This window comes from Borrelia puertoricensis, from assembly GCF_023035875.1.
GTDB lineage: Bacteria > Spirochaetota > Spirochaetia > Borreliales > Borreliaceae > Borrelia > Borrelia puertoricensis.
This window is the reverse complement of sequence record NZ_CP075379.1, coordinates 151,317-170,307: the sequence shown is the minus strand read 5'-3', so window position 1 is coordinate 170,307 and position 18,991 is coordinate 151,317. Positions and strand designations below refer to the sequence as shown.

Below are 18,991 nucleotides of genomic sequence, written 5' to 3'. Positions count from 1 at the left end.
AGCGATCTGTTAATTGATTTAATTTCTTTTGATATAAGTAGTTATTTTTCTCTATATACTATTCTCCCTTTTGTAAGATCATAAGGTGATAGCTCAACCTTCACTTTATCTCCAGGAACTATTTTTATAAAATGTTTTCTCATCTTTCCAGATAGATGAGCTAAAACTAAATGCCCATTTTTAAGTTCTACCCTAAACATTGTGTTAGGGAGAGATTCTTTAACAATACCTTCAGTTTCAATAGCTTCTTCTTTAGTGTTCAAAATGCCCCCTTGTTATTTATGTAACAGAATCAATTGTACACAATTAGGAATATCATTGCAATTATTTTTTATTAAAAATTAATGTACTAGTTTACATTATATGGGATTGTTTATATAATTACACGGAGTTTTTTAAAAATTGTAATTTATTATAGGGAGGTAATATCATGCATAAAAGTAATTTTGAGCATGAATTTGTTGAAAAGATGCGAAATTTTCTTTTAGAATCAAAAAAAGAAATATTAAATTCTATAAGATCTGTTGAGGATAGTAAAAGAGAGATCATTAATAATGATATGCATTTAAAGGACATCATTGATATTGCATTTGATAATATGGATGGAAATAATCTTGAAGCTTTAAGTTCAGTTGAGAAAAAGAAGTTGCATTTAATAAATCAGGCGCTTTATAGAATTTCCCAAAATACTTATGGTAATTGTTTGGCATGTGATAAGAGTATTGCAAAAGAAAGACTTGAGGCTATTCCTTATGCATTTTTATGTATAAGTTGTCAGACTAAAAAAGAAAAAAAGAGCAAGCGATCAATTTAATATTTAATTGTTTAGAATTGTAATTTCTACTCTTCGATTTTTTGATGCTAAAGGAGATGAGTTTTCATACTTAGGTTTTTTAGCACCCCATCCTTTAAAAAATATTTGGTTTTTGTTCTTTATTTTCATTTTTAATAAATAGTTTCCAATTGAATGAGCTCTTTTTTCAGACAATTCTTGCATTTCTTGTTCTGTTCCAAACTTTGCTGTATGTCCTTCTATGAGAATATTGTTGTCTTTAAACTTTTCTAATAAATTGGCTATGTGTTTTAGTTTGTTGTATTCTTTTTTAAGAATTTGAAAAGAATCAGGATAAAATTCAATATCTAAACTTAATTTGATGCCATTTTTGTTTTTCTCTATGTTAATAGAGTCTATCTGTTTTGTTCTAATATATTCTTTGACTTCATGCTCTATTATGTTGTCATTTGGTAGTTCAATAGAGATTATTTTCCCAAATGAGTTTCCAGTCATTTTGATATTATTGTTGTCATTTTGCATTTGAAATTCATATGTATCATTATATTTATATATGTTTCCTAATTTTGAGTCGAAATAAATTATTTGGTTAACCTTTTGAGAGAATAATATGTTTTTTACGTTATATTTAGACTTGTAATTTGATAGAATTATGTCGTAGTATTTGCCATTTATTTTTTCTTTGCCTTTGTACACATAATTTACATCAAATTTTGTAACAAAATCTTTTATTTCTTGTGAAATTTCAGATGCTTGAATATATTCTTCTGCTGGATATGTCCAAGTTTCATTTACTTTTATGGGTGTTTTTGGGAATCTTGGGATGCCTCTAACAGAAGGTCTTTTTTGAGCATTATTAATTTTATATTCGCCTTGTTTGTTTATGCTAAAATTTCCTTCAAATTCTTCTTTAAGTAAGTAAACGTCGCTCTCATTATCTCTTTTTAACACTCTAAAGTAAGATTTGATATCTGCAAAATTGTTTTTTACATCTTTTACTTCGCTTGAAACTTGGATATTAGTTTTGGTTTTTGAGTTAAATCTTCCATTTAGGTAAATTTCTTGATTATCTGTAGTTTCTATTCTGAATTTAGCCCCCTTAGTGTATTTAAATTCTAATATTTCAGATGAAAATGCTAGAGTATTTGTTAAAAATAGTAATATAACAATTTTAATATTCATTTAACAAATTATATCATGATTGAGATTATGTTTTTTGAGAAATATTTCATTAAATCTTTTGAATAATGCTTTGTGAGTTTTACATTTTAGTTATAATGATTGTATGTGGACGGTTGTTTTAAGATATTAATTAAATAGTCAATTGTTTTGAGGTATAAAAAATGAAAAGAAAAAGTGGAATTTTGCTAAATATTAGTTCTCTGCCATCTAAATACGGTATTGGTGATTTAGGGAGAGGGGCATATAAATTTATAGATTTTCTTGCCGCTTCATCACAAGGTTATTGGCAGATATTACCTTATTCGCCTCCTAATTTTGTGGAGTTTCCTTATTCAAGTTTTTCTGCATTTGCTGGTAATATCAATTATATTGATTTAAATGCTATTGAGAGGTTTATTGACATAGACTTAAGCACTCTTGAATGCTTGGAAGATAGATATGTTGATTATGATAAGTTAAAAGCTAAAGAAGTTGTTTTAAGAAATGCTGCTTTGAATTTTTTGCACAGGGCAACGATTGATGAGATTCATGCATTTGAAAAGTTTAAAAAATCAGCTGCTTATTGGCTTTTAGATTTTTCAAGTTTTGTTGCTTTTAAAGAGTACTATTCTAAGTTTCAATCTTCACAGGCTTTTAATCTTTTATTTAGTAGAGAAATTTTAAAAAGGGATGCTAAGGCTTTAGCTAAGCTTAGAGAGACACTTGAGGTTGAGATCAACATTCAACAAGTTTTACAATATTTCTTTTTTTCACAATTTAAAGCTTTAAAAAAATATGCTAATAATGCTGGAATTAAAATAGTAAGTGATGTTCCTATTTTTGTGTCTTATGATTCTGCTGATGTTTGGGCGCATCAAAAATATTTTAAATTAAGGTTTGATGCAAGTAAAGATAAGGTAACGGGGATACCTCCTGATTATTTGTTTAGCAAAAAATATCTTTGGGGCAATGCAGCTTATAATTGGAAAGCTTTAAGAAAAGATGACTATGCATGGTGGATTAATCGTATTGATTTTTTGCGTAAATATGTGGATATTGTTAGAATCGACTATTTTAGAGGATTTGTATCAACTTGGGAGGTTCCTGCAGAAGAATCTTTGCTATTTGGTGGACAATGGGTAAAGTGTCCCGGGAAAGATTTTTTTAAACAGGTTCTAAATGAGATTAATGACTTAGAAATTTGGGTTGAAGACCTTGTAAAAGATCGTGGAGATACATTTAGGTTAAGAGATTATTTTGGTTTCCCAGGAACTAAAATGATGCAATGTGCATTTGATTTTGATTCCACAAATATATATCTTCCCCATAATTATATAAGAAATTGTGTTGTTTATACAGGTACTCATGAGAGTAATACTATTCGTGGATTTGTTAACTCTGTTGATAATGAGCATAAGAAATATATTTTTGATTATTTCGATACTAATGAAAATGCTATTGTTTGGGATATGATAAGGGGGGCGATGGCTAGTGTTGCAAATAGTGTAATAATTCCAATGAAAGATTATCTTGATTTGGTATCTGATTTTAGTATGAATATGTCTGATACAATGCTTAACAATTTTAGAATATTAAGTGGTGATTTGAGTGACGATTTAAGTAAAAAGATAAGTGACATTACAAAACTTTATGGAAGAACTTAATAGGAACTTCAATAATTTGTTAAAATGATATTTGTTTTTTAATATTTATTTTTAAAAAGGCTGGATGTCATTTATATGAAACTTAATACATATATAATGCTTGTGTATATAATTTGTTTGTTGTTTGCTTATTTTTTCTTGTGTTTTCATTTGCATTCATTAGATGAGAGTAAATATTTTAAGAATGGTGGCTTATTTTTTATTAATAAAGGTGCTTTATATAAAAAGCATAATAATGTGATATTTAAGGTTGAACCCAAGGGGCTAGAGACTAGATGGATATATCCGTTTGCAAGACCTGTGTCTAAGAGAATAACTTCTATTTATGAAGATTTTTATTCCTCAAATTCCCTTTTGACAACTAATGACTCTGTTTATGTTTCTCATGATTATTTTAAAAGTTTTAGAAAATTAGTTGATAATGAGAAATTTAATAAAAATTCTTACATTACATCAAGTGCATTATCTCGAGGAGAATATAAGCGTATTGCTATTGGTACTTCTAATAGTGGAATTTATTTAAGTGTTAATGATAGTTTGGATTTTACGAGTCTAAATTCTTTAATTTCTAAGATATATCTGGGTGCTGGTTATTATGATATGGTTAGTGCAATAGAGTTTTCGAGAAACAATGTAAATGAGTTGTACTTTTCCTGTGGAATTTATGGAGATATTATTTTAATTAATACAACTCTAGGGGTTGTTAAGAAGTTGGATTTTCCCTTTAAAAAACAGATATTGCGTATTATTGATTTATCGGATGCAAAAATGGAAAAACTTTTGGTTAGAACTTATGATAATCATTTTTATTCCTATGTTGATGGCAAATGGACTTTTGATGGTCAATTTTCTGTGTATGGAGAAAATTCTGTTGAAAAATTAGAAAGGATGCATCTTGCTTCTAATAAGGGGTCAATTTATTTAACGGCTTACACTCTTCGAAGCAAAACAGCTATTGATGAGAGATTTGAGTTTATAAAAAGATTAGGCATGAATGCTGTTATTATTGACTTTAAAGATGATAGTGGTATTTTAACTTATTCAAGTAAATTAGCTTTGCCAAACAAGATAAAGGCTGTTAAAAATTTGATAGATGTTCCTTATATTTTAAATAAAGCAAAAGAACTTGGAATATATGTTATTGCACGAGTTGTTGTGTTTAAAGACGCTAAACTTTATTTTTATAATAATTGTGAGTATGCTCTTTGGAATAAAAAGACCAATCAGCCTTGGGCAAACCTTGTAAAGGTTAAGCATGGTGATTCTTTTAAATTTATTCAAAAGGAACATTGGGTAGATCTCTTCTTGCAAGACACATGGGATTATAATTTATCTATTGCAAAAGAAATTCAGTCTCTTGGAGTTGATGAGATTCAGTTTGATTATATTAGATTTCCAACAGATGGTCCTGTGTCTCTTATAACTTCAAGATTTAATAAATATAAGATGCATGCGATTGATGCTCTTGAATCTTTTTTAATTATGGCTAGAAAAAATATTTATATTCCTATTTCTATTGACATTTACGGAAATAATGGATGGTTTATTACAAATAGTATTGGTCAAAATATTTCTATGATTGCGGATTATGTTGATGTTATTTCTCCAATGTTCTATCCTTCTCATTATACTAACGATTTTTTAAAGAATGAGTTATACTATACTACGAGAGCTTATAAAATTTATAAGGAAGGAAGTAATAGAGCTGTTGTATTCTCATCAGGTAAGGTTATAATTAGACCTTATGTTCAAGCTTTTTTGCTTGGTTCTGAACGCCGTGTGAGTAAAGAAGTTTATTTAAAATATTTTTCTCATCAATTAAAAGGAGTTAAGGAATCTTTAGGCAATGGCTTTAGTTTATGGAATGCATCTAATATTTACTATATGGTTAAGAATGATTTAAGCGAATTTTTAAATTTTTCTTAAATGTTTGTGGAAGGAAATTTTTTTGGCACATATTCATCTTTTTTGTGTAATATTTAGTATCTTTTTGTTATATCTTGGTGGGAATTATCTTTTAAATAGTTCTGTTAACATTGTTACTTATTTTCAAGTTCCTAGTCTTTTAATTGGTGTTATAATAGTATCCTTATCAACAAGTGCTCCAGAGCTTTTTACAAGTTTAATAGCATCTCTTAAGGGTAAAAATGAAATTATTGTTTCTAATATCATTGGGAGTAATATCATTAATATGTTGCTTGCACTTCCCTTAACAGGGTTGTTTTTGAGGATTGAAACTGATTTTAAGAGACTCAAATTTTCTTTTATAATTTTATTTTTATTGATGTTTCTTCTTTTATTGCTTTCTTTTGATTTTAGTACTTTGTCTTTTTTTAAGGTGCCTTATTATAAAACCAGTTCATTGGTGATTTTAATTTTATTTTTATCTTATCTATTTTTATTTTACAAAGAAGAGAAAAAATATAATTCTGTTCCAAAAAATTTAAAAAATCTTAATTGTAATTATGGGTTTAAGTTTTTATTTTTAAATATTTTGCTCTTATTATTAAGTATATATTTCTTATATTTCGGTTCAAAGTTGTTAATAGATAGTTCAATATACATTGCACACAATGTTTTTAATATTAGTGAGAAAGTGATTGGAATTGTTTTTGTAGCTTTTGGGACCAGCATCCCAGAGATCGTCGTTTCTCTTTTTGCAGTAATTAAAAAGGAGTCAGATATTGCCATTGGTAATATCATTGGAAGTAATATATTTAATATTGGGTTTATTTTATCTAGTAGTAGTTTTGTAAATCCAGTACTCATGAGTGATATTTATTTGGCTGATTTTAGTATCATGTTTGTTGTATCTTTAATGTTATTATTCATAGTGAGATTTCAAGGGGCTTTTAGTAGAGGACCTGCTATTCTATTTTTATGTTTATATATTTTATATAATTCATTTTTATTTGGTAGTTTTTAATTTTATTGAATTTGTCAATATGTTATTATATGTTATGATGGTTTTGTATATGAGGAGCTTGGAAATATAAGATGAAAAAATTACCCGAAATTTTCTATCTCAATGATAAAGAAGTGGAGATTTTGATTTCTCAAATAGGGATTTCTTCAGATGCTCAAAAAATGATTTTAAGGATTATTTTGGAACATAAGCACAATGTTATAGATTATGCTAAATTTATCGAAGATTATTCTGTTAAAATTCGTGGTCTTAAAGGAGAATTGGATTTTTTATTTCGCAAGCTTTATGAGGTTAAGAGAGGAATTATTATTAATAAGTCAACATCCAATGGGGAAATGGTACCTTATAAAATAATAATAACAGATGAAAATAGTTATAATTTTTATTATTATGCTATCGAGGATTTGTTTTTAAAGCATTATGTGGGAATAGAACTCTTTAGTACTTTACTTACAATTAAGAATATAGATAAAAATTTATTGGCTTTTGAAAAAGAGTTTGTCATTCTTTCAAATTCAGACATTAATCTTAAATATTTTCAAGAAAATTCTTCATCAAAAAAGATATTTGTGTTGAATTCTTTAATAATTCCATCAGGAAAAGCCTTATATTTTATTGAATTTATGAAGAGAATTTTATTTGGGATTGCTTCTAACAGAATAGTTAAAGATATTTTTATGAGAGCTAAAAATGTAAAGCTTAGTGAGTATGATCGAATGTTAGATGAGGGTATTAATGGTGTGAGAGTTGCTTATAATTTGCTTTTAGGAATTTTAGAAAATAAGGAAGAAATTTTAAATAAGAAAGGTGTTAATATTTCTAAACATTACTTTATTTTTTTAGAAGTATTAAATATTTATATTACTAATGAGAAAAACTTAGAAGAACTTAGAAATTTAGAAAGCATTAAGATTGATGAAACTTTGAAATCAATTGAAAAAACAATAGAGTTTAAACCAAGATTTATTAATATAGAAGAATTTAAAAATATTCTTCAAGAGCATGTTGAAGGATTATCTGATTCTGAATATTTTTTAAAGACGGCTAATGAATACTTTTTTGAGTCTAACATTAAGGGTTCGTTACCCAAAATATTTAGTATTAAACGTGGAATGTATTTATATAAGCCATGTGCCTATTCTATGTTTTTAAAGGAATTCGATCAAATTTTAGTTGATATTAGGGATAAATTGAGAAATGATTTTGTGAAAGTATTTAATAGTGGGAAGAATTCTTCTACTATTTTAACAGAAGAAGGTCTTGAAAAAACATTGATTGAATTTATTGCTAATTATGATATAAATGATTATTGTTTAAAAAATAAGGTCGCATTTCTTGATTTTATTGTTTCGCATTATAAACGAGTTTCTAAAACACAGAATATTCAGACCCATCTTAAGGATATAATCAAAACCGAAGCCGCTAAATATTTTAAAAATAGTAATACGTTTTTACCACTTTATAAGATTTATAAAGTTGACCTATCTAATCTTTTAGATGCTGCTTATAGAGATTTGCCTTTGTTAAAGAGGCTTGTGTTATTCTTAACAGGGAGACAGCAGAGTTATAAAGAGGCTTTATCTAGATTAAATTCTAAGATTGTGGTTAAAGAGAATGCTGAGCTTTTTGATCCAAATGAAAGAGTGAAAAGACAACTAGATAAAAGACGAAAACAAAGAGAAGAGTTAAGGGAGCAAATTAGGAGTTCTTATGTTAGAAAAGGCAAAACCCCTAAGGAAGCAACTTTAAATAGGGCCTATACTAAAAGTGAACAAGATGAAGCTTGGTTGAAATTTGAAGATAAATTGAATAAAAAATAAATTTTAAAATAAATCTTTAGGTCTTCTTGCTGTATTTTTTGAGGTTTGACATTCAGCATAGTGTTTTATTTTACCATTTTCAAATTTAGACTTCATTATAATTTTTCCGCCCCACTTGCTTAATAATTCTTTAGAGCCACTTCTTTGAGCATTTTTAGAAATTTTTGCCATCTTAAACTCCTACTTAAACTAATTTATTGTATAATAAATTTATCAAAATAATGTTGATTGATCAAGGAATGACTATGTTTTTGGTGATGTTTTTTGTGTCTTGTGCTCTTTTTTCAGAAGAAATTTATTATAGATTTGTTGATTATGATATTAATTATAGGATAATCGGGAAATATGAGATCAGTAAAGAAAATGCGGAAGAAGAGTGTGGATATAAATTTACTTATGATGATAGCAGGCTTGTATTTGTTGATTATGTTGGCAAACTTAGTATTTTAATTCCTTCTTTTTTTGGTGCAAATCAGATCAAAATAGAATATTCTGGGGATATAGAAAGGAGATTATTTTTAAATGGAGGTTTTGCTGCTAAGAATTTAAAAGATATTTGTGTTGAACAAATAGAATATTTTCCAAATGGCAGACCAAAGAGTATTTTTAATTATAATAAATCTAATGAGATTATAAGAGATAAGTATGGAATTGCTTATTATCATTTTATTTACAATGATGATAGTAGTTTTTATGTTTATAGGTTTAGTGAGGTTGGTTTTCAAATTAAAGATTTAAATAATGTTTATTATACTAAAATTATTTATGATGATTCTGATCGGAGTAAAACAGTTTTATATTACGATGATAACAATTATAATATCAAGGCTAAGAATGGAATATATGGTTTTAGATTAACTTATGACAGTTCACATAATATTATAAGGGAAGAATATTTAGATCCGGTAGGTTCTTTGTATTCAAACCCTTTTTCTGTTGCAATAAAGACGTATCGTTATGATTTTGACGGCAAGCTCATTGAAATTTTAAATTATGATATTAAAAATAATTTGACTCCCGATGAGAATAATGTAGCAATATATAGATATGAATATAATTTAAAAGAAAAAGACTATTTTTATAAGGAGTATAATTATGATGCTAACAATAATTTAACCGTTAGTCAGAATGGTTATGCTATGAGAAAAACCATTTTTTATATGCAAAATAATGAAAAAAGGGTAATAAATCATAGTAATAGAATAAATAAAAATTATAATAGTGATATTCCAGCTAGTTATGAGGAAAAATATGAAATAATGAATGACTTTAAGGGTATTGCAGTTTATAGTTATAAGTATGATAATAAGTTTTATTTAATTGAAAATCTTTTCTTTGATAAAGATTTTAATTTAATTAGTGATTCCAATGGGGTGATGATTTATAAGTATGCTTATAATGAGGATGGCCTTCTTAAGTCTCAAGAGCATTATGGAGATTTTGATAATCCTATAGATGATTTTGAAGGTGTTTTTAGATATAAATTTGCATATGATGTTAATGGCAATTTGATCTTGAAGAGTAATTATTCTAAGAGTGGAGTTTTGGTTGCAGATCGGAGTGCTATTTTTGAGTATGTTTATGAATATGATAAACAAAATAGACTTATTAGTCAGAAAAATTTTGGTAATTTAGGCCAGTTACAAGATGATATTCACGGTGTTAGTGTGTATAAATATGAGTATAATAAATTTGGCAAGATTTCAAAAAAGACAAATCATGGTCCAGATTTAAGGCTAAGAGATGATATTGGGGGTATTTCGGTTTATAAATGGATTTATGATAGTAAAGGAAATTTAGTTGATTTTCAAAAGTTTGATTCTTTAGGTAATTTAATATAAATATTTCTTTTTCTTATGTTTTCCAATGGAGCAAAGTATTTCATATTTACTCATACCAGATTCTTTGCTAAGTATATCTAAGCTTAATCTTTCAGAAGTAATTTCTACTTTTTCTCCTATGTTAATTTTTAGATCTTTAGGGATTTCTATTATTGAAATATTCATACATATTTTTCCTCTAATGAAGCATTTTTTATCTCTTATTATACAATAAAAATTGTTAGATGTATTTTGTGGAATTCCATCGAAATATCCAACTGGTAAAAGTCCAATTTGCATATCTTCTTTTGCCGTAAATAGACCAGAGTATGATATTTGTTCTCCCTTTTTTATCTTTTTAAGAAATATGATTTTTGAATATAAGCTGAGTACGGGTTTAAGTTGTAAATTATTGTTTAAGCCGTTTGAATTTGGATGATATCCATATAAAATAAGTCCTGGTCGTACCATATTAAATTTTTCATTTATTTGATAGTTTGTTATGTGTTCTGAGTTAGAAGCATGAATGAATTTTGGTTTTATATTCTTGGTCTTAAGTTCGTTTATAAAATGAACAAATTTTTCGATTTGTGCTTGAGTGATTTTTCTATTTTCTGTTGTTGGTAAATGTGTGCAAACTCCTTCAAATTCTACTGATTTTGAATTTTGAATTTGAATTGCTAGATTAAGAGCATTTTCTATTTTAATTCCATATCTATTCATTCCAACATCAACTTTTAAATGAACCTTGATTCTTTTATTTTGTTTTTTACATTCTTGTTCTATTAGTGATAAATATTGGGAGTCAGCAACAAAGGGTGTAATATCGAACTTAACTAGATTTTTTATTGCATTTTTATCTGTGTTGATGTAGAGCAATATATTTGCTCTTTTGTCTATTTTTTTAATCTTTAAAGCTTCATCTATCCAGAAAATGCCAAAATAATTTATTTCTTTTTCTTTTAAAAATTTAAATGTCTGAATAAGCCCATGTCCATATGCATCAGCTTTTAGTGTGGCTACTAATTCTTTTTTTTGAATATGATTTTTAATTGCGGTTAAGTTATATTCTAAATTTTTAAGATTTATTATGATTTCTTTATTTTTAATCATTTTTGTATATTCTTTTGATTTATTTCATTGTCTTATTTTTTGGAATTGTAATTAAAATTGTATCTCATAAGCTAATTTTAAAGAAAAGGTACTCTTGGTGCAAAAAAATGAATTATTCCAATTATTAATGCTAAGATTCCTATTACTTTTTTATTGCTTTCAATGAAAGATTTGAATTTTCCATATTCTTTATTATTTTGAAAACTTGTGGGCATTTTTTGACTTAAGACGAGGATAAAACCAATAAAAAATAAACTGATAGCAGGAAATAAATTTCCAATTATTGGCAAATCATAAGGTATGATTATTTCAAAGATGCTAGCTATTAAAAATGTTGTGCCAAAAATGCTTCTTACATTTTTGTTATTGTTAATTAAATTTATAAATTCTTCAAAGATGATTAAGCACTTAAATCTTTCTCCCAAAATTGGGAATGCTAGCACTATCCCCCCCAATATATTAAGTAAAACAGATATAAAATATATTTGCAACATCTATTATCCTCCAAGATTTAATCTTTTACTAAAATATGCCTTATCGCCTTTCTGATTTATTAGCACTATGTTTAATAAACCCTTTTTTCTGTATGCAACATTAGTATATAACGTATAGTTAATCTTGTCTATGTAAATCATATTATTTTCAATAAGTTTATTATCTAAGTATACTTCTATATTGGCTTTTCCTAAGTCTTTCATGTTTTGACTTTTAATATTTATTTTGATATATAGGTTTTCATTTTTTATTTTATGTTCTATTGTGATGGTAGGGTTGTATTTGCTTTCCAATTTTTGTAATTTAGGAATTAATACAATTTTGATAATAATTAGCATGATGACAAAGATAATTCCCAGAGTTAGATTTTTTTTTATTCTTTGCTTATGATTATTTTGTACTTTACTTTTGCAAGTTTTATTTCTCATAAATGTTGACTTTTTAATGATTTCATAGTTTAAGTAAAGTATTTAAATTCCACCAATAGACGCTGACCCCACTTTTTTCTCCATAAAGTATGCTAAGTATTCCATCCTTAGATAGGCTTTCAGCAAGAAATTTAAGGTTAGGTGGTTCGATTAGGACCATTTGTTCTTTTATTTTGCCCTTCTTATCCAATTTCCATATTAAAGTATTAGACAGGTTTTTCATGTTAGTGGATGCTATTATTTTATCTTTTTGAATTCCAATGATGTTTATAAAACTTTCTTGTTGATCATCTAATAAGTTTTGGGGTAGTGTAATTTTATTTTTTATTTCAAATTCCTTATTTTTGTTTAAGCTCATTGTGTAAAAATATTGATTTTTGATCCTCACTCCAAGGTCGTTAATGTTTTCATTGGTTCTAATGTTTTCATAGTGAGTTGTCTTTACATAAATGATTTTTTTGTTTACTTCAAAAAATACTTTATCTATTGATATGTTATATTTTTTTTTCTCTTCTTCCGGTATTTGTAATATATTTGTATTAACATAAATTTTGTAGAGGGGTGAGAGATCTTTATCGTAGGAGTATATTATATATCCTTCATTAGATATAGTTATTATTGCTATATTGTTTTTGTCGTCAATATTGATATCGTAAACTTGTGGAAATAGTGTTCCATTCCGTCCTTCTTGTCCCAATACTTCTACAGATGAATCTTTATTTAAAATAAATATTCGTGTGGAGTATGCTATGTTTTCTTTCTCATCAAATTTAGATTTCTTATTATTTAGCTTATCTGATACTACAATAAAGTCTTTTGATGGATAAATTGCCTTAATATTTTCAAAATCTACTTTTTTGATTTTAAGGTCAGAATTTGTTTTGAATATTCCATTTTGGTAAGTTTGAATTAATTTCCCATAAGAATTAAAAATCATGAGTTTATTTGCTTTTGCCTCTACAATGTATACAAGTCCATTATATGTTTTGATATCAAAGCTTGAATTGGTAAATTTGTTTACAAGTGGTGTTATTTCTCCAGGTAACGTTCCAAATGGTATTTTAAATTGTTGTTCTCCAATTTCGTTTAAAGTTTTGATATTACATGATATAATCATAAAAAATAGATTTAAATGAATTTTATAAAACTTTTTCATGTTTTAGATGTTATTATTTTAAATGGTTGAAAGTCAATTATTTTAGGAGAATTGATACCTGATATGTTAAGAGCAATATTTGAAGCAACTATTGGTTCAAAAAGTAAAAGGGATCTAAAAAGTTATTTTCCTGTTTTGAGAACTATTAATAAGCTTGAATCTTGGGCATTGTCTTTGTCAGATGAAGATTTTATTATGGAAACAGAAAAATTTAGAGATGAACTTAAGGAAGGTAAAACTTTAGAAGATATTTTAGAGAGAGCATTTGCATTGTCTCGAGAAGCTGCCAGAAGGCGACTTAAGGAGAGACCTTATGATGTTCAACTTATTGCTGGACTTGCGCTCCATCAGGGTAAAATAATAGAGATGAAGACGGGAGAAGGTAAGACTTTATCTTCAGTGCAGGCTGCTTACCTTAATAGTTTAACTGGTGATGGTGTTATTATTGTTACAGTTAATGATTATCTTGCAGAGCGTGATTCAAATTGGATGAAACCGGTTTTTGAGCTTTTAGGAGTTAGTGTTGGTGTTGTGTTGTCTAATATGGATTCTGCTAGACGGAAGGTAGAGTACAATAAAGATATTACTTATGTTACAAATAATGAGCTTGGATTTGATTATTTAAGAGATAACATGTGCTTTGATTTGTCTCAAAAATCTTTAAGAAATTTTAATTATTGTATTATCGATGAGATTGATTCTATTTTGATTGATGAGGCTAGAACTCCTTTAATTATTTCAGGTTCTACAGAAGGAGATACTAGTGCTTATCTTGAGGTCAATTCTCTTGTTTCGCTTTTAAGAGAATGCTCTAAAGATCCAAAAACTGGAGATTATCCTTTAGAGATCGATGAGCTTGATGGGGATTATACGATTGATGAAAAGGGTAAGAGAGTGTCTTTTACGGCAAATGGTTTAAATAATCTTGAACAAATTTTGGTTTCAAAAGGCATAATTAAGGGATCTATGTATGTTGATTCTAATTTTAATTATGTTCATTATATGACTCAGGCATTAAAAGCCCATTTACTTTTTTTAAGGGACAGAGAATATATTGTTGGGGATTCTGGGGTTGAAATTGTTGATGAGTTTACAGGTCGTATTTTGAAAGGGCGCAGATATTCTGATGGATTGCATCAGGCTATTGAGGCTAAGGAAGGTGTTAAAGTTGCAAGTGAAAATAAAACTATGGCAACGATTACATTTCAAAATTTGTTTAGAATGTTTAAAAAAATTTCTGGTATGACTGGTACGGCTGATACAGAGGCAAAAGAATTTCATAGAATATATAATCTTGATGTTATAGTTGTTCCAACTAATAAATTGGTAGCAAGAATAGATGAGGATGATATTATTTATTACACCGAGGAATTTAAATTTAAAGCAATTACGGATGAAGTTTATGAGGCTTATAAGAAAGGACAACCTGTGCTTGTTGGGACAGGTTCTATTGAAAAATCTGAAATTCTCTCAAATATGTTTAAAAATAAAGGTATTAAACATGAAGTTTTAAACGCAAAGAATCATTTTCGTGAAGCGTTAATTATTGCTGAAGCGGGAGCAAAACATTCTGTTACAATTGCAACTAATATGGCTGGACGTGGTACTGATATTAAGCTTGGGGGTAATCTTGAGCATCGAGTTCGTAAAAAGTTTGGAATGGGCATGAGTCTTGAAGACTTTCAGAAGGCTATGCAAAATGAGAGAGAACAGTATCTTGAAGATTATGAGGAAGTAAAGGCTCTTGGTGGGCTTTATGTTATTGGTAGTGAACGTCATGAGTCAAGAAGAATAGATAATCAACTTAGGGGTCGAGGAGGAAGACAGGGAGATCCTGGTCGGTCAAGGTTTTATGTATCTCTTGAAGATGATCTGATGCGGCTTTTTGCAAGCGATAATTTGAGAGCTTTGATGGGAAAACTTGGAATGGCAACAGGTGAGCCTATTGCACATTCTTTGTTAACGAAATCCTTAGTTAATGCACAAAAGCATGTGGAAGATAGAAATTTTGAGATTAGAAAACATCTCTTAGAGTATGATGATGTTATAACAAAGCATAGGGAGTTTATTTATTCTCAAAGAGATTTAATTCTTGTTGATAATAATATTAAAGAACGTGTTCTTCTCTCTTTAAGAGAATATCTTGATTTTTTATTTGATCAAGTTAAGGGAGAAGTAGTTACGAGTTCTGTACTAAATGAGATAAATTCAATTTTTGCTTATATGATGGAAAGTGTTGGTTATGTTGAAACTATGAATATTGTGGATTTGAAAAATAAGTTAATGGAAATTGCAAGGACTAATTTAGATGCAAAGGAAGAATTAATTGGAGTTGAATTTTTTAATGAATTTTTAAAACATGAATATTTAAGGAATATTGACTCTAAGTTTCAAGATCATCTTGCAAATCTTGATTCTTTAAGAGAATCGGTTTATCTGAGATCTTATGCTAATAAAAATCCAATTACTGAATATAAAGAAGAAGGTTTTGCGATTTTTAGTGAGCTTGTTAAAGATATTAAGGTTGAAACTTTAAGGCGAACTTTACAGGTGAGAGTGGATGTTAATTCTAGTAGTTATAAAAATAACAAGCCTAAAAATGTTCGTGCTACTCATAAAGAATTTTCAGACATTGCTTCGGTAGACAGAGGTAATACAGTAGGAGTTCAAATAATTAGAAGTACTCCTAAAATTGGAAGGAATGAACTTTGTTATTGTGGCAGTGAAAAGAAATATAAAAATTGTCATGGAAAAAGCTAAAAGGAGGATTTTGTGTTTAAATTACCAGAACTTGGTTATGCTTATGATGTTTTAGAGCCATACATTGATTCTAAGACAATGGAAATTCATCATAGTAAACATCATAATTCATATACAGTAAATTTAAATTCTGTTCTTGAGAAGACAGAAATAAATTATTCTCAGGATATTGAAAGTATATTAAAAAATATTCAGCGATTTCCCAAAGAGTTCCAAGCAGCTATTAGGAATAATGCTGGTGGATATTCTAATCATACTTTGTATTTTAGGATTTTAAAACCTGGGAACAAAGATAATATTTTAGAAAATTTTGAAGAGCATGTAAATGCTACTTTTGGCAGTCTTGATAATCTTAAGATGGTCTTAAGAGATGCAGCTATTAGTATTTTTGGAAGTGGTTGGGCTTGGCTAGTTATTCATGCAAGTAAAGAATTGCAGATAATATCAAGACCAAATCAGGACAGTCCTTTGATGGAAGACTATAAACCTATTTTAGGTATTGATGTTTGGGAACATGCTTATTATCTTAAATATCAAAATAGAAGGATTGAATATATTGATGCGTTCTTTAATGTTTTAAATTGGGAAGAGGTTTCAAGAGTATATAATGAAATCATAGAATAATGTTATTTTAAGCTTTTCGTAAACTAGGCTTAAAGAGTTTATGTCTTGTGCTTAGTTTATGTTAGATTTATTATCTTTAGAAATTAATAACGTTTATATGTCATTATTAAAATTATCTCTTTCAATATCATTGAAATACTTTACTGTACCGACTTTTAGTTCATATGTTGCAGCTTCGTCTGATACTATGATTGCGTTTTTATGTAACTGTAGAGCACTAATTGTCCACATATGATTTACTCCTTTTTCAATAGCATGTTTTAATGCTCTTGCTTTATTATGTCCATTGACTATAATCATCACTTCTTTTGCATCCATAATTGTTCCAACCCCTACTGTTAAGGCACTTTTGGGAACTTTATTAATATCATTTTCAAAAAACCTTGAGTTTGCAATAATTGTATCTTGAGTCAAAGTTTTAATTCTTGTTCTTGAGCTCAGTGATGATCCAGGTTCATTGAATGCAATATGACCATCAGGTCCAATTCCTCCTACAAAAAGCATAATGCCACCGTAAGATTTAATTTTGTTTTCATATTCTTCACATTCATTTATAAGATTAGTAGCATTACCATTTAACATGTGTATATTTTCTTTTTTGATATTTATATGTGAAAAAAAGTTGCTCCACATAAATGAGTGATAGCTTTCAGGATGATTTTTATCTAATTTTATGTATTCATCCATATTAAATGTGACTACATTTTCAAATGAAATTTTTCCGAGTTGATTCATTTCAATTAAATGTTTATACATTCCAATTGGTGAGCTACCCGTTGGGAGTCCTAAAATGAATGGGTTTTCTTTTGTTGGTGAAAACTTTTTTATTCTCATAGCTACATGATTAGCAGCCCATTTTGAAATTTCATTATAGTTAGATCGAATGATTAATCTCATTTGTTGCTCCTTATATTTATAAATGAATAGAATCAAAGTTTATTGAAAATGATTTTTGATTCTATCATTGTTAATTTTAAGTCTAAGTCTTTGTCAAGGACATTTATATTTGCATCATAACCATGACATATTAATCCTTTTTTTTCAAGATTAATTATCCTTATTGGATTGTATGAACTTGCTTGAATGGCATCGCTTAGGCTATATCCAAATTCTACTAAATTTTTAATGCCTTGTATCATTGTGAGAGCCGATCCTGCGATTGTGTCACTTTCTACAATATGAAATAATCCGTCATCGTTAAGGTATACTTCTTCTCCATTAGCTATTAATTTTCCAGACGGTTGTAGTGTTGGAGTTAATCCATCAGTTACAAGCACTAATTTGCTTATGTCTTTAAGTTTTCTAAGCATTAAAACAAGTTTTGGGTGAATGTGATGTCCATCAGCAATAATTTCACAAGATACATCTCCATGAATTAAAGTTGCTCCTATTGCATTTGGATTTCTGTGATCAAGTTTTGACATTGCATTGAAAAAGTGCGTTGTGTGAAGTATTCCTACTTGAAAGCCCTCGATCATATTTTCATATTTTGCATTAGTATGTCCTGCTTGAAGTGTTATGTTGTTTTCCATGCAAAACATTGCAAGCTCTCTCATGCCTTTAAGTTCAGGTGCAACGGTCATTGTTGCAATATTTGTTCTTTTTCTTCCGAAGGAATCCGTAAAGGTCCCCCCCGCGGCGTCTATGAATTTTTTCATAACCTCAATACTTGGTTGTTGGAGATAGGAGGTAGGATGGGCGCCTTTTTTTTCAGAAGAGAAAAATGGTCCTTCAAGATGGAGTCCTAAAATTTTTGCACCTTTTTCTTTGCCTATTGCTTCGGTACATGCTTTGATTGTTTCAATCATTTCTTCAGTTGGACGTGGGTATAGCGTTGGTAGAAATCCTACTACTCCATACTCTGCTAAATATTGTGACATTTTAATTATTGAGTTTGTTGAGCATTGGTCGGTTCCGTATCCGTGAAATCCATGTATGTGATTGTCATAAAGACCAGGGGTAATATAGTTGCCCTTAATATCAATCATTTCATAGTTTTGTAGATCAATTTTTTCAAGTCGATCAGCTGTTACGATATCAAAGATTTTACTGTCTTTAATAAGAACCGCTGAATTGTCTATTTTATCATTGCCTGTCAGAACAGATTTTGAATTGAACAAACAGAAATTTGGCATATTTACTCTCCTATAAACTTAAATTTTACTATAAGCAAATATCTTTTTTAAAGATGCTTGTTTTTTTATTTGTCTTTTAATAGGAGTTCTGTTGTT

17 protein-coding genes are annotated in these 18,991 nt (G+C 28.3%); 8 read left to right on the top strand and 9 right to left on the bottom strand.

All coding sequences use genetic code 11. The features are described 5' to 3' along the window. Nucleotides 1-41: 41 nt before the first annotated feature. The gene (gene infA / locus bpuSUM_RS00820; RefSeq protein WP_012537936.1) at nucleotides 42-263 is read right to left on the bottom strand and encodes a translation initiation factor IF-1; all 222 of its coding nucleotides are present in this window, start codon (nucleotides 261-263) and stop codon (nucleotides 42-44) included. A 167-nt stretch (nucleotides 264-430) separates the two neighbouring features. Here infA and bpuSUM_RS00815 point away from each other — a divergent pair, with 167 nt between their 5' ends. Then, nucleotides 431-814, top strand: coding sequence for a TraR/DksA family transcriptional regulator (locus tag bpuSUM_RS00815; protein ID WP_247065359.1), 384 nt, complete (start codon nucleotides 431-433; stop codon nucleotides 812-814). A gap of 3 nt (nucleotides 815-817) precedes the next feature. Here bpuSUM_RS00815 and bpuSUM_RS00810 read toward each other — a convergent pair whose 3' ends face one another. After that, nucleotides 818-1,975, bottom strand: coding sequence for an OmpA family protein (locus bpuSUM_RS00810; RefSeq protein ID WP_247065358.1), 1,158 nt, complete (start codon nucleotides 1,973-1,975; stop codon nucleotides 818-820). A gap of 161 nt (nucleotides 1,976-2,136) precedes the next feature. On the opposite strand from bpuSUM_RS00810, the gene malQ reads away from it, so the two are divergent. The 4 genes from malQ (at nucleotide 2,137) to bpuSUM_RS00790 (ending at nucleotide 8,364) form a co-directional block, all read left to right on the top strand. Beyond that, nucleotides 2,137-3,618: a 4-alpha-glucanotransferase gene (malQ, locus tag bpuSUM_RS00805; protein WP_247065357.1), complete on the top strand. Its 1,482-nt coding sequence runs from the start codon at nucleotides 2,137-2,139 to the stop codon at nucleotides 3,616-3,618. A 75-nt stretch (nucleotides 3,619-3,693) separates the two neighbouring features. Continuing rightward, complete coding sequence (locus bpuSUM_RS00800; RefSeq protein ID WP_430644641.1) at nucleotides 3,694-5,544, top strand: putative glycoside hydrolase; 1,851 nt, start codon at nucleotides 3,694-3,696, stop codon at nucleotides 5,542-5,544. Nucleotides 5,545-5,566: 22 nt separating this feature from the next. Continuing rightward, complete coding sequence (locus bpuSUM_RS00795; protein WP_247065356.1) at nucleotides 5,567-6,544, top strand: calcium/sodium antiporter; 978 nt, start codon at nucleotides 5,567-5,569, stop codon at nucleotides 6,542-6,544. A gap of 71 nt (nucleotides 6,545-6,615) precedes the next feature. Next, nucleotides 6,616-8,364 (top strand): hypothetical protein, encoded by a 1,749-nt coding sequence (locus bpuSUM_RS00790; protein WP_247065355.1) that lies wholly within the window; start codon nucleotides 6,616-6,618, stop codon nucleotides 8,362-8,364. Between the two features lie 3 nt (nucleotides 8,365-8,367). On the opposite strand, the gene bpuSUM_RS00785 is transcribed toward bpuSUM_RS00790, so the two are convergent. Next, nucleotides 8,368-8,535 (bottom strand): hypothetical protein, encoded by a 168-nt coding sequence (locus tag bpuSUM_RS00785; RefSeq protein WP_247065353.1) that lies wholly within the window; start codon nucleotides 8,533-8,535, stop codon nucleotides 8,368-8,370. A 74-nt stretch (nucleotides 8,536-8,609) separates the two neighbouring features. Between bpuSUM_RS00785 and bpuSUM_RS00780 the strand changes: the two genes are divergently transcribed. Continuing rightward, on the top strand, nucleotides 8,610-10,205 hold the full coding sequence (locus bpuSUM_RS00780; RefSeq protein WP_247066211.1) for an RHS repeat domain-containing protein: 1,596 nt from the start codon (nucleotides 8,610-8,612) through the stop codon (nucleotides 10,203-10,205). On the opposite strand, the gene alr is transcribed toward bpuSUM_RS00780, so the two are convergent. The 4 genes from alr to bpuSUM_RS00760 form a co-directional block, all read right to left on the bottom strand. After that, nucleotides 10,197-11,297 (bottom strand): alanine racemase, encoded by a 1,101-nt coding sequence (alr, locus tag bpuSUM_RS00775; RefSeq protein WP_247065351.1) that lies wholly within the window; start codon nucleotides 11,295-11,297, stop codon nucleotides 10,197-10,199. The two genes, bpuSUM_RS00780 and alr, sit on opposite strands and share 9 nt — an antisense overlap. Nucleotides 11,298-11,374: 77 nt before the next feature. Then, entirely contained in the window at nucleotides 11,375-11,791 is a 417-nt protein-coding gene (locus tag bpuSUM_RS00770; RefSeq protein WP_247065349.1) for a hypothetical protein, read from the bottom strand. Between the two features lie 3 nt (nucleotides 11,792-11,794). After that, on the bottom strand, nucleotides 11,795-12,220 hold the full coding sequence (locus bpuSUM_RS00765; protein ID WP_247065347.1) for a hypothetical protein: 426 nt from the start codon (nucleotides 12,218-12,220) through the stop codon (nucleotides 11,795-11,797). A gap of 22 nt (nucleotides 12,221-12,242) precedes the next feature. Then, nucleotides 12,243-13,376, bottom strand: a complete 1,134-nt coding sequence (locus bpuSUM_RS00760) for an LIC_12708 family protein (RefSeq protein WP_247065345.1) — start codon at nucleotides 13,374-13,376, stop codon at nucleotides 12,243-12,245. Between the two features lie 63 nt (nucleotides 13,377-13,439). Here bpuSUM_RS00760 and secA point away from each other — a divergent pair, with 63 nt between their 5' ends. Together secA and bpuSUM_RS00750 are read left to right on the top strand one after the other, a co-directional pair. Then, the gene (gene secA / locus bpuSUM_RS00755; RefSeq protein WP_247065343.1) at nucleotides 13,440-16,136 is read left to right on the top strand and encodes a preprotein translocase subunit SecA; all 2,697 of its coding nucleotides are present in this window, start codon (nucleotides 13,440-13,442) and stop codon (nucleotides 16,134-16,136) included. Nucleotides 16,137-16,148: 12 nt separating this feature from the next. Then, nucleotides 16,149-16,760 (top strand): superoxide dismutase, encoded by a 612-nt coding sequence (locus bpuSUM_RS00750; protein WP_247065341.1) that lies wholly within the window; start codon nucleotides 16,149-16,151, stop codon nucleotides 16,758-16,760. A gap of 93 nt (nucleotides 16,761-16,853) precedes the next feature. Here bpuSUM_RS00750 and nagB read toward each other — a convergent pair whose 3' ends face one another. Together nagB and nagA are read right to left on the bottom strand one after the other, a co-directional pair. Then, complete coding sequence (gene nagB, locus bpuSUM_RS00745) at nucleotides 16,854-17,657, bottom strand: glucosamine-6-phosphate deaminase (RefSeq protein WP_247065339.1); 804 nt, start codon at nucleotides 17,655-17,657, stop codon at nucleotides 16,854-16,856. 32 nt (nucleotides 17,658-17,689) lie between these two features. Continuing rightward, nucleotides 17,690-18,895: an N-acetylglucosamine-6-phosphate deacetylase gene (nagA, locus tag bpuSUM_RS00740; protein ID WP_247065337.1), complete on the bottom strand. Its 1,206-nt coding sequence runs from the start codon at nucleotides 18,893-18,895 to the stop codon at nucleotides 17,690-17,692. Between the last annotated feature and the right edge of the window lie 96 nt (nucleotides 18,896-18,991).

What these genes read in the sequence shown, in the direction of transcription:
- secA (WP_247065343.1), top strand. Translation starts at nt 13,440, where the DNA reads ATGTTAAGAGCAATATTTGAAGCAACTATTGGTTCAAAAAGTAAAAGG.
- bpuSUM_RS00810 (WP_247065358.1), bottom strand. Translation starts at nt 1,975, where the DNA reads ATGAATATTAAAATTGTTATATTACTATTTTTAACAAATACTCTAGCA.
- nagB (WP_247065339.1), bottom strand. Translation starts at nt 17,657, where the DNA reads ATGAGATTAATCATTCGATCTAACTATAATGAAATTTCAAAATGGGCT.
- bpuSUM_RS00780 (WP_247066211.1), top strand. Translation starts at nt 8,610, where the DNA reads ATGTTTTTGGTGATGTTTTTTGTGTCTTGTGCTCTTTTTTCAGAAGAA.
- bpuSUM_RS00815 (WP_247065359.1), top strand. Translation starts at nt 431, where the DNA reads ATGCATAAAAGTAATTTTGAGCATGAATTTGTTGAAAAGATGCGAAAT.
- bpuSUM_RS00760 (WP_247065345.1), bottom strand. Translation starts at nt 13,376, where the DNA reads ATGAAAAAGTTTTATAAAATTCATTTAAATCTATTTTTTATGATTATA.
- alr (WP_247065351.1), bottom strand. Translation starts at nt 11,297, where the DNA reads ATGATTAAAAATAAAGAAATCATAATAAATCTTAAAAATTTAGAATAT.
- bpuSUM_RS00765 (WP_247065347.1), bottom strand. Translation starts at nt 12,220, where the DNA reads ATGAGAAATAAAACTTGCAAAAGTAAAGTACAAAATAATCATAAGCAA.
- nagA (WP_247065337.1), bottom strand. Translation starts at nt 18,895, where the DNA reads ATGCCAAATTTCTGTTTGTTCAATTCAAAATCTGTTCTGACAGGCAAT.
- bpuSUM_RS00800 (WP_430644641.1), top strand. Translation starts at nt 3,694, where the DNA reads ATGAAACTTAATACATATATAATGCTTGTGTATATAATTTGTTTGTTG.
- bpuSUM_RS00790 (WP_247065355.1), top strand. Translation starts at nt 6,616, where the DNA reads ATGAAAAAATTACCCGAAATTTTCTATCTCAATGATAAAGAAGTGGAG.
- bpuSUM_RS00785 (WP_247065353.1), bottom strand. Translation starts at nt 8,535, where the DNA reads ATGGCAAAAATTTCTAAAAATGCTCAAAGAAGTGGCTCTAAAGAATTA.
- malQ (WP_247065357.1), top strand. Translation starts at nt 2,137, where the DNA reads ATGAAAAGAAAAAGTGGAATTTTGCTAAATATTAGTTCTCTGCCATCT.
- bpuSUM_RS00770 (WP_247065349.1), bottom strand. Translation starts at nt 11,791, where the DNA reads ATGTTGCAAATATATTTTATATCTGTTTTACTTAATATATTGGGGGGG.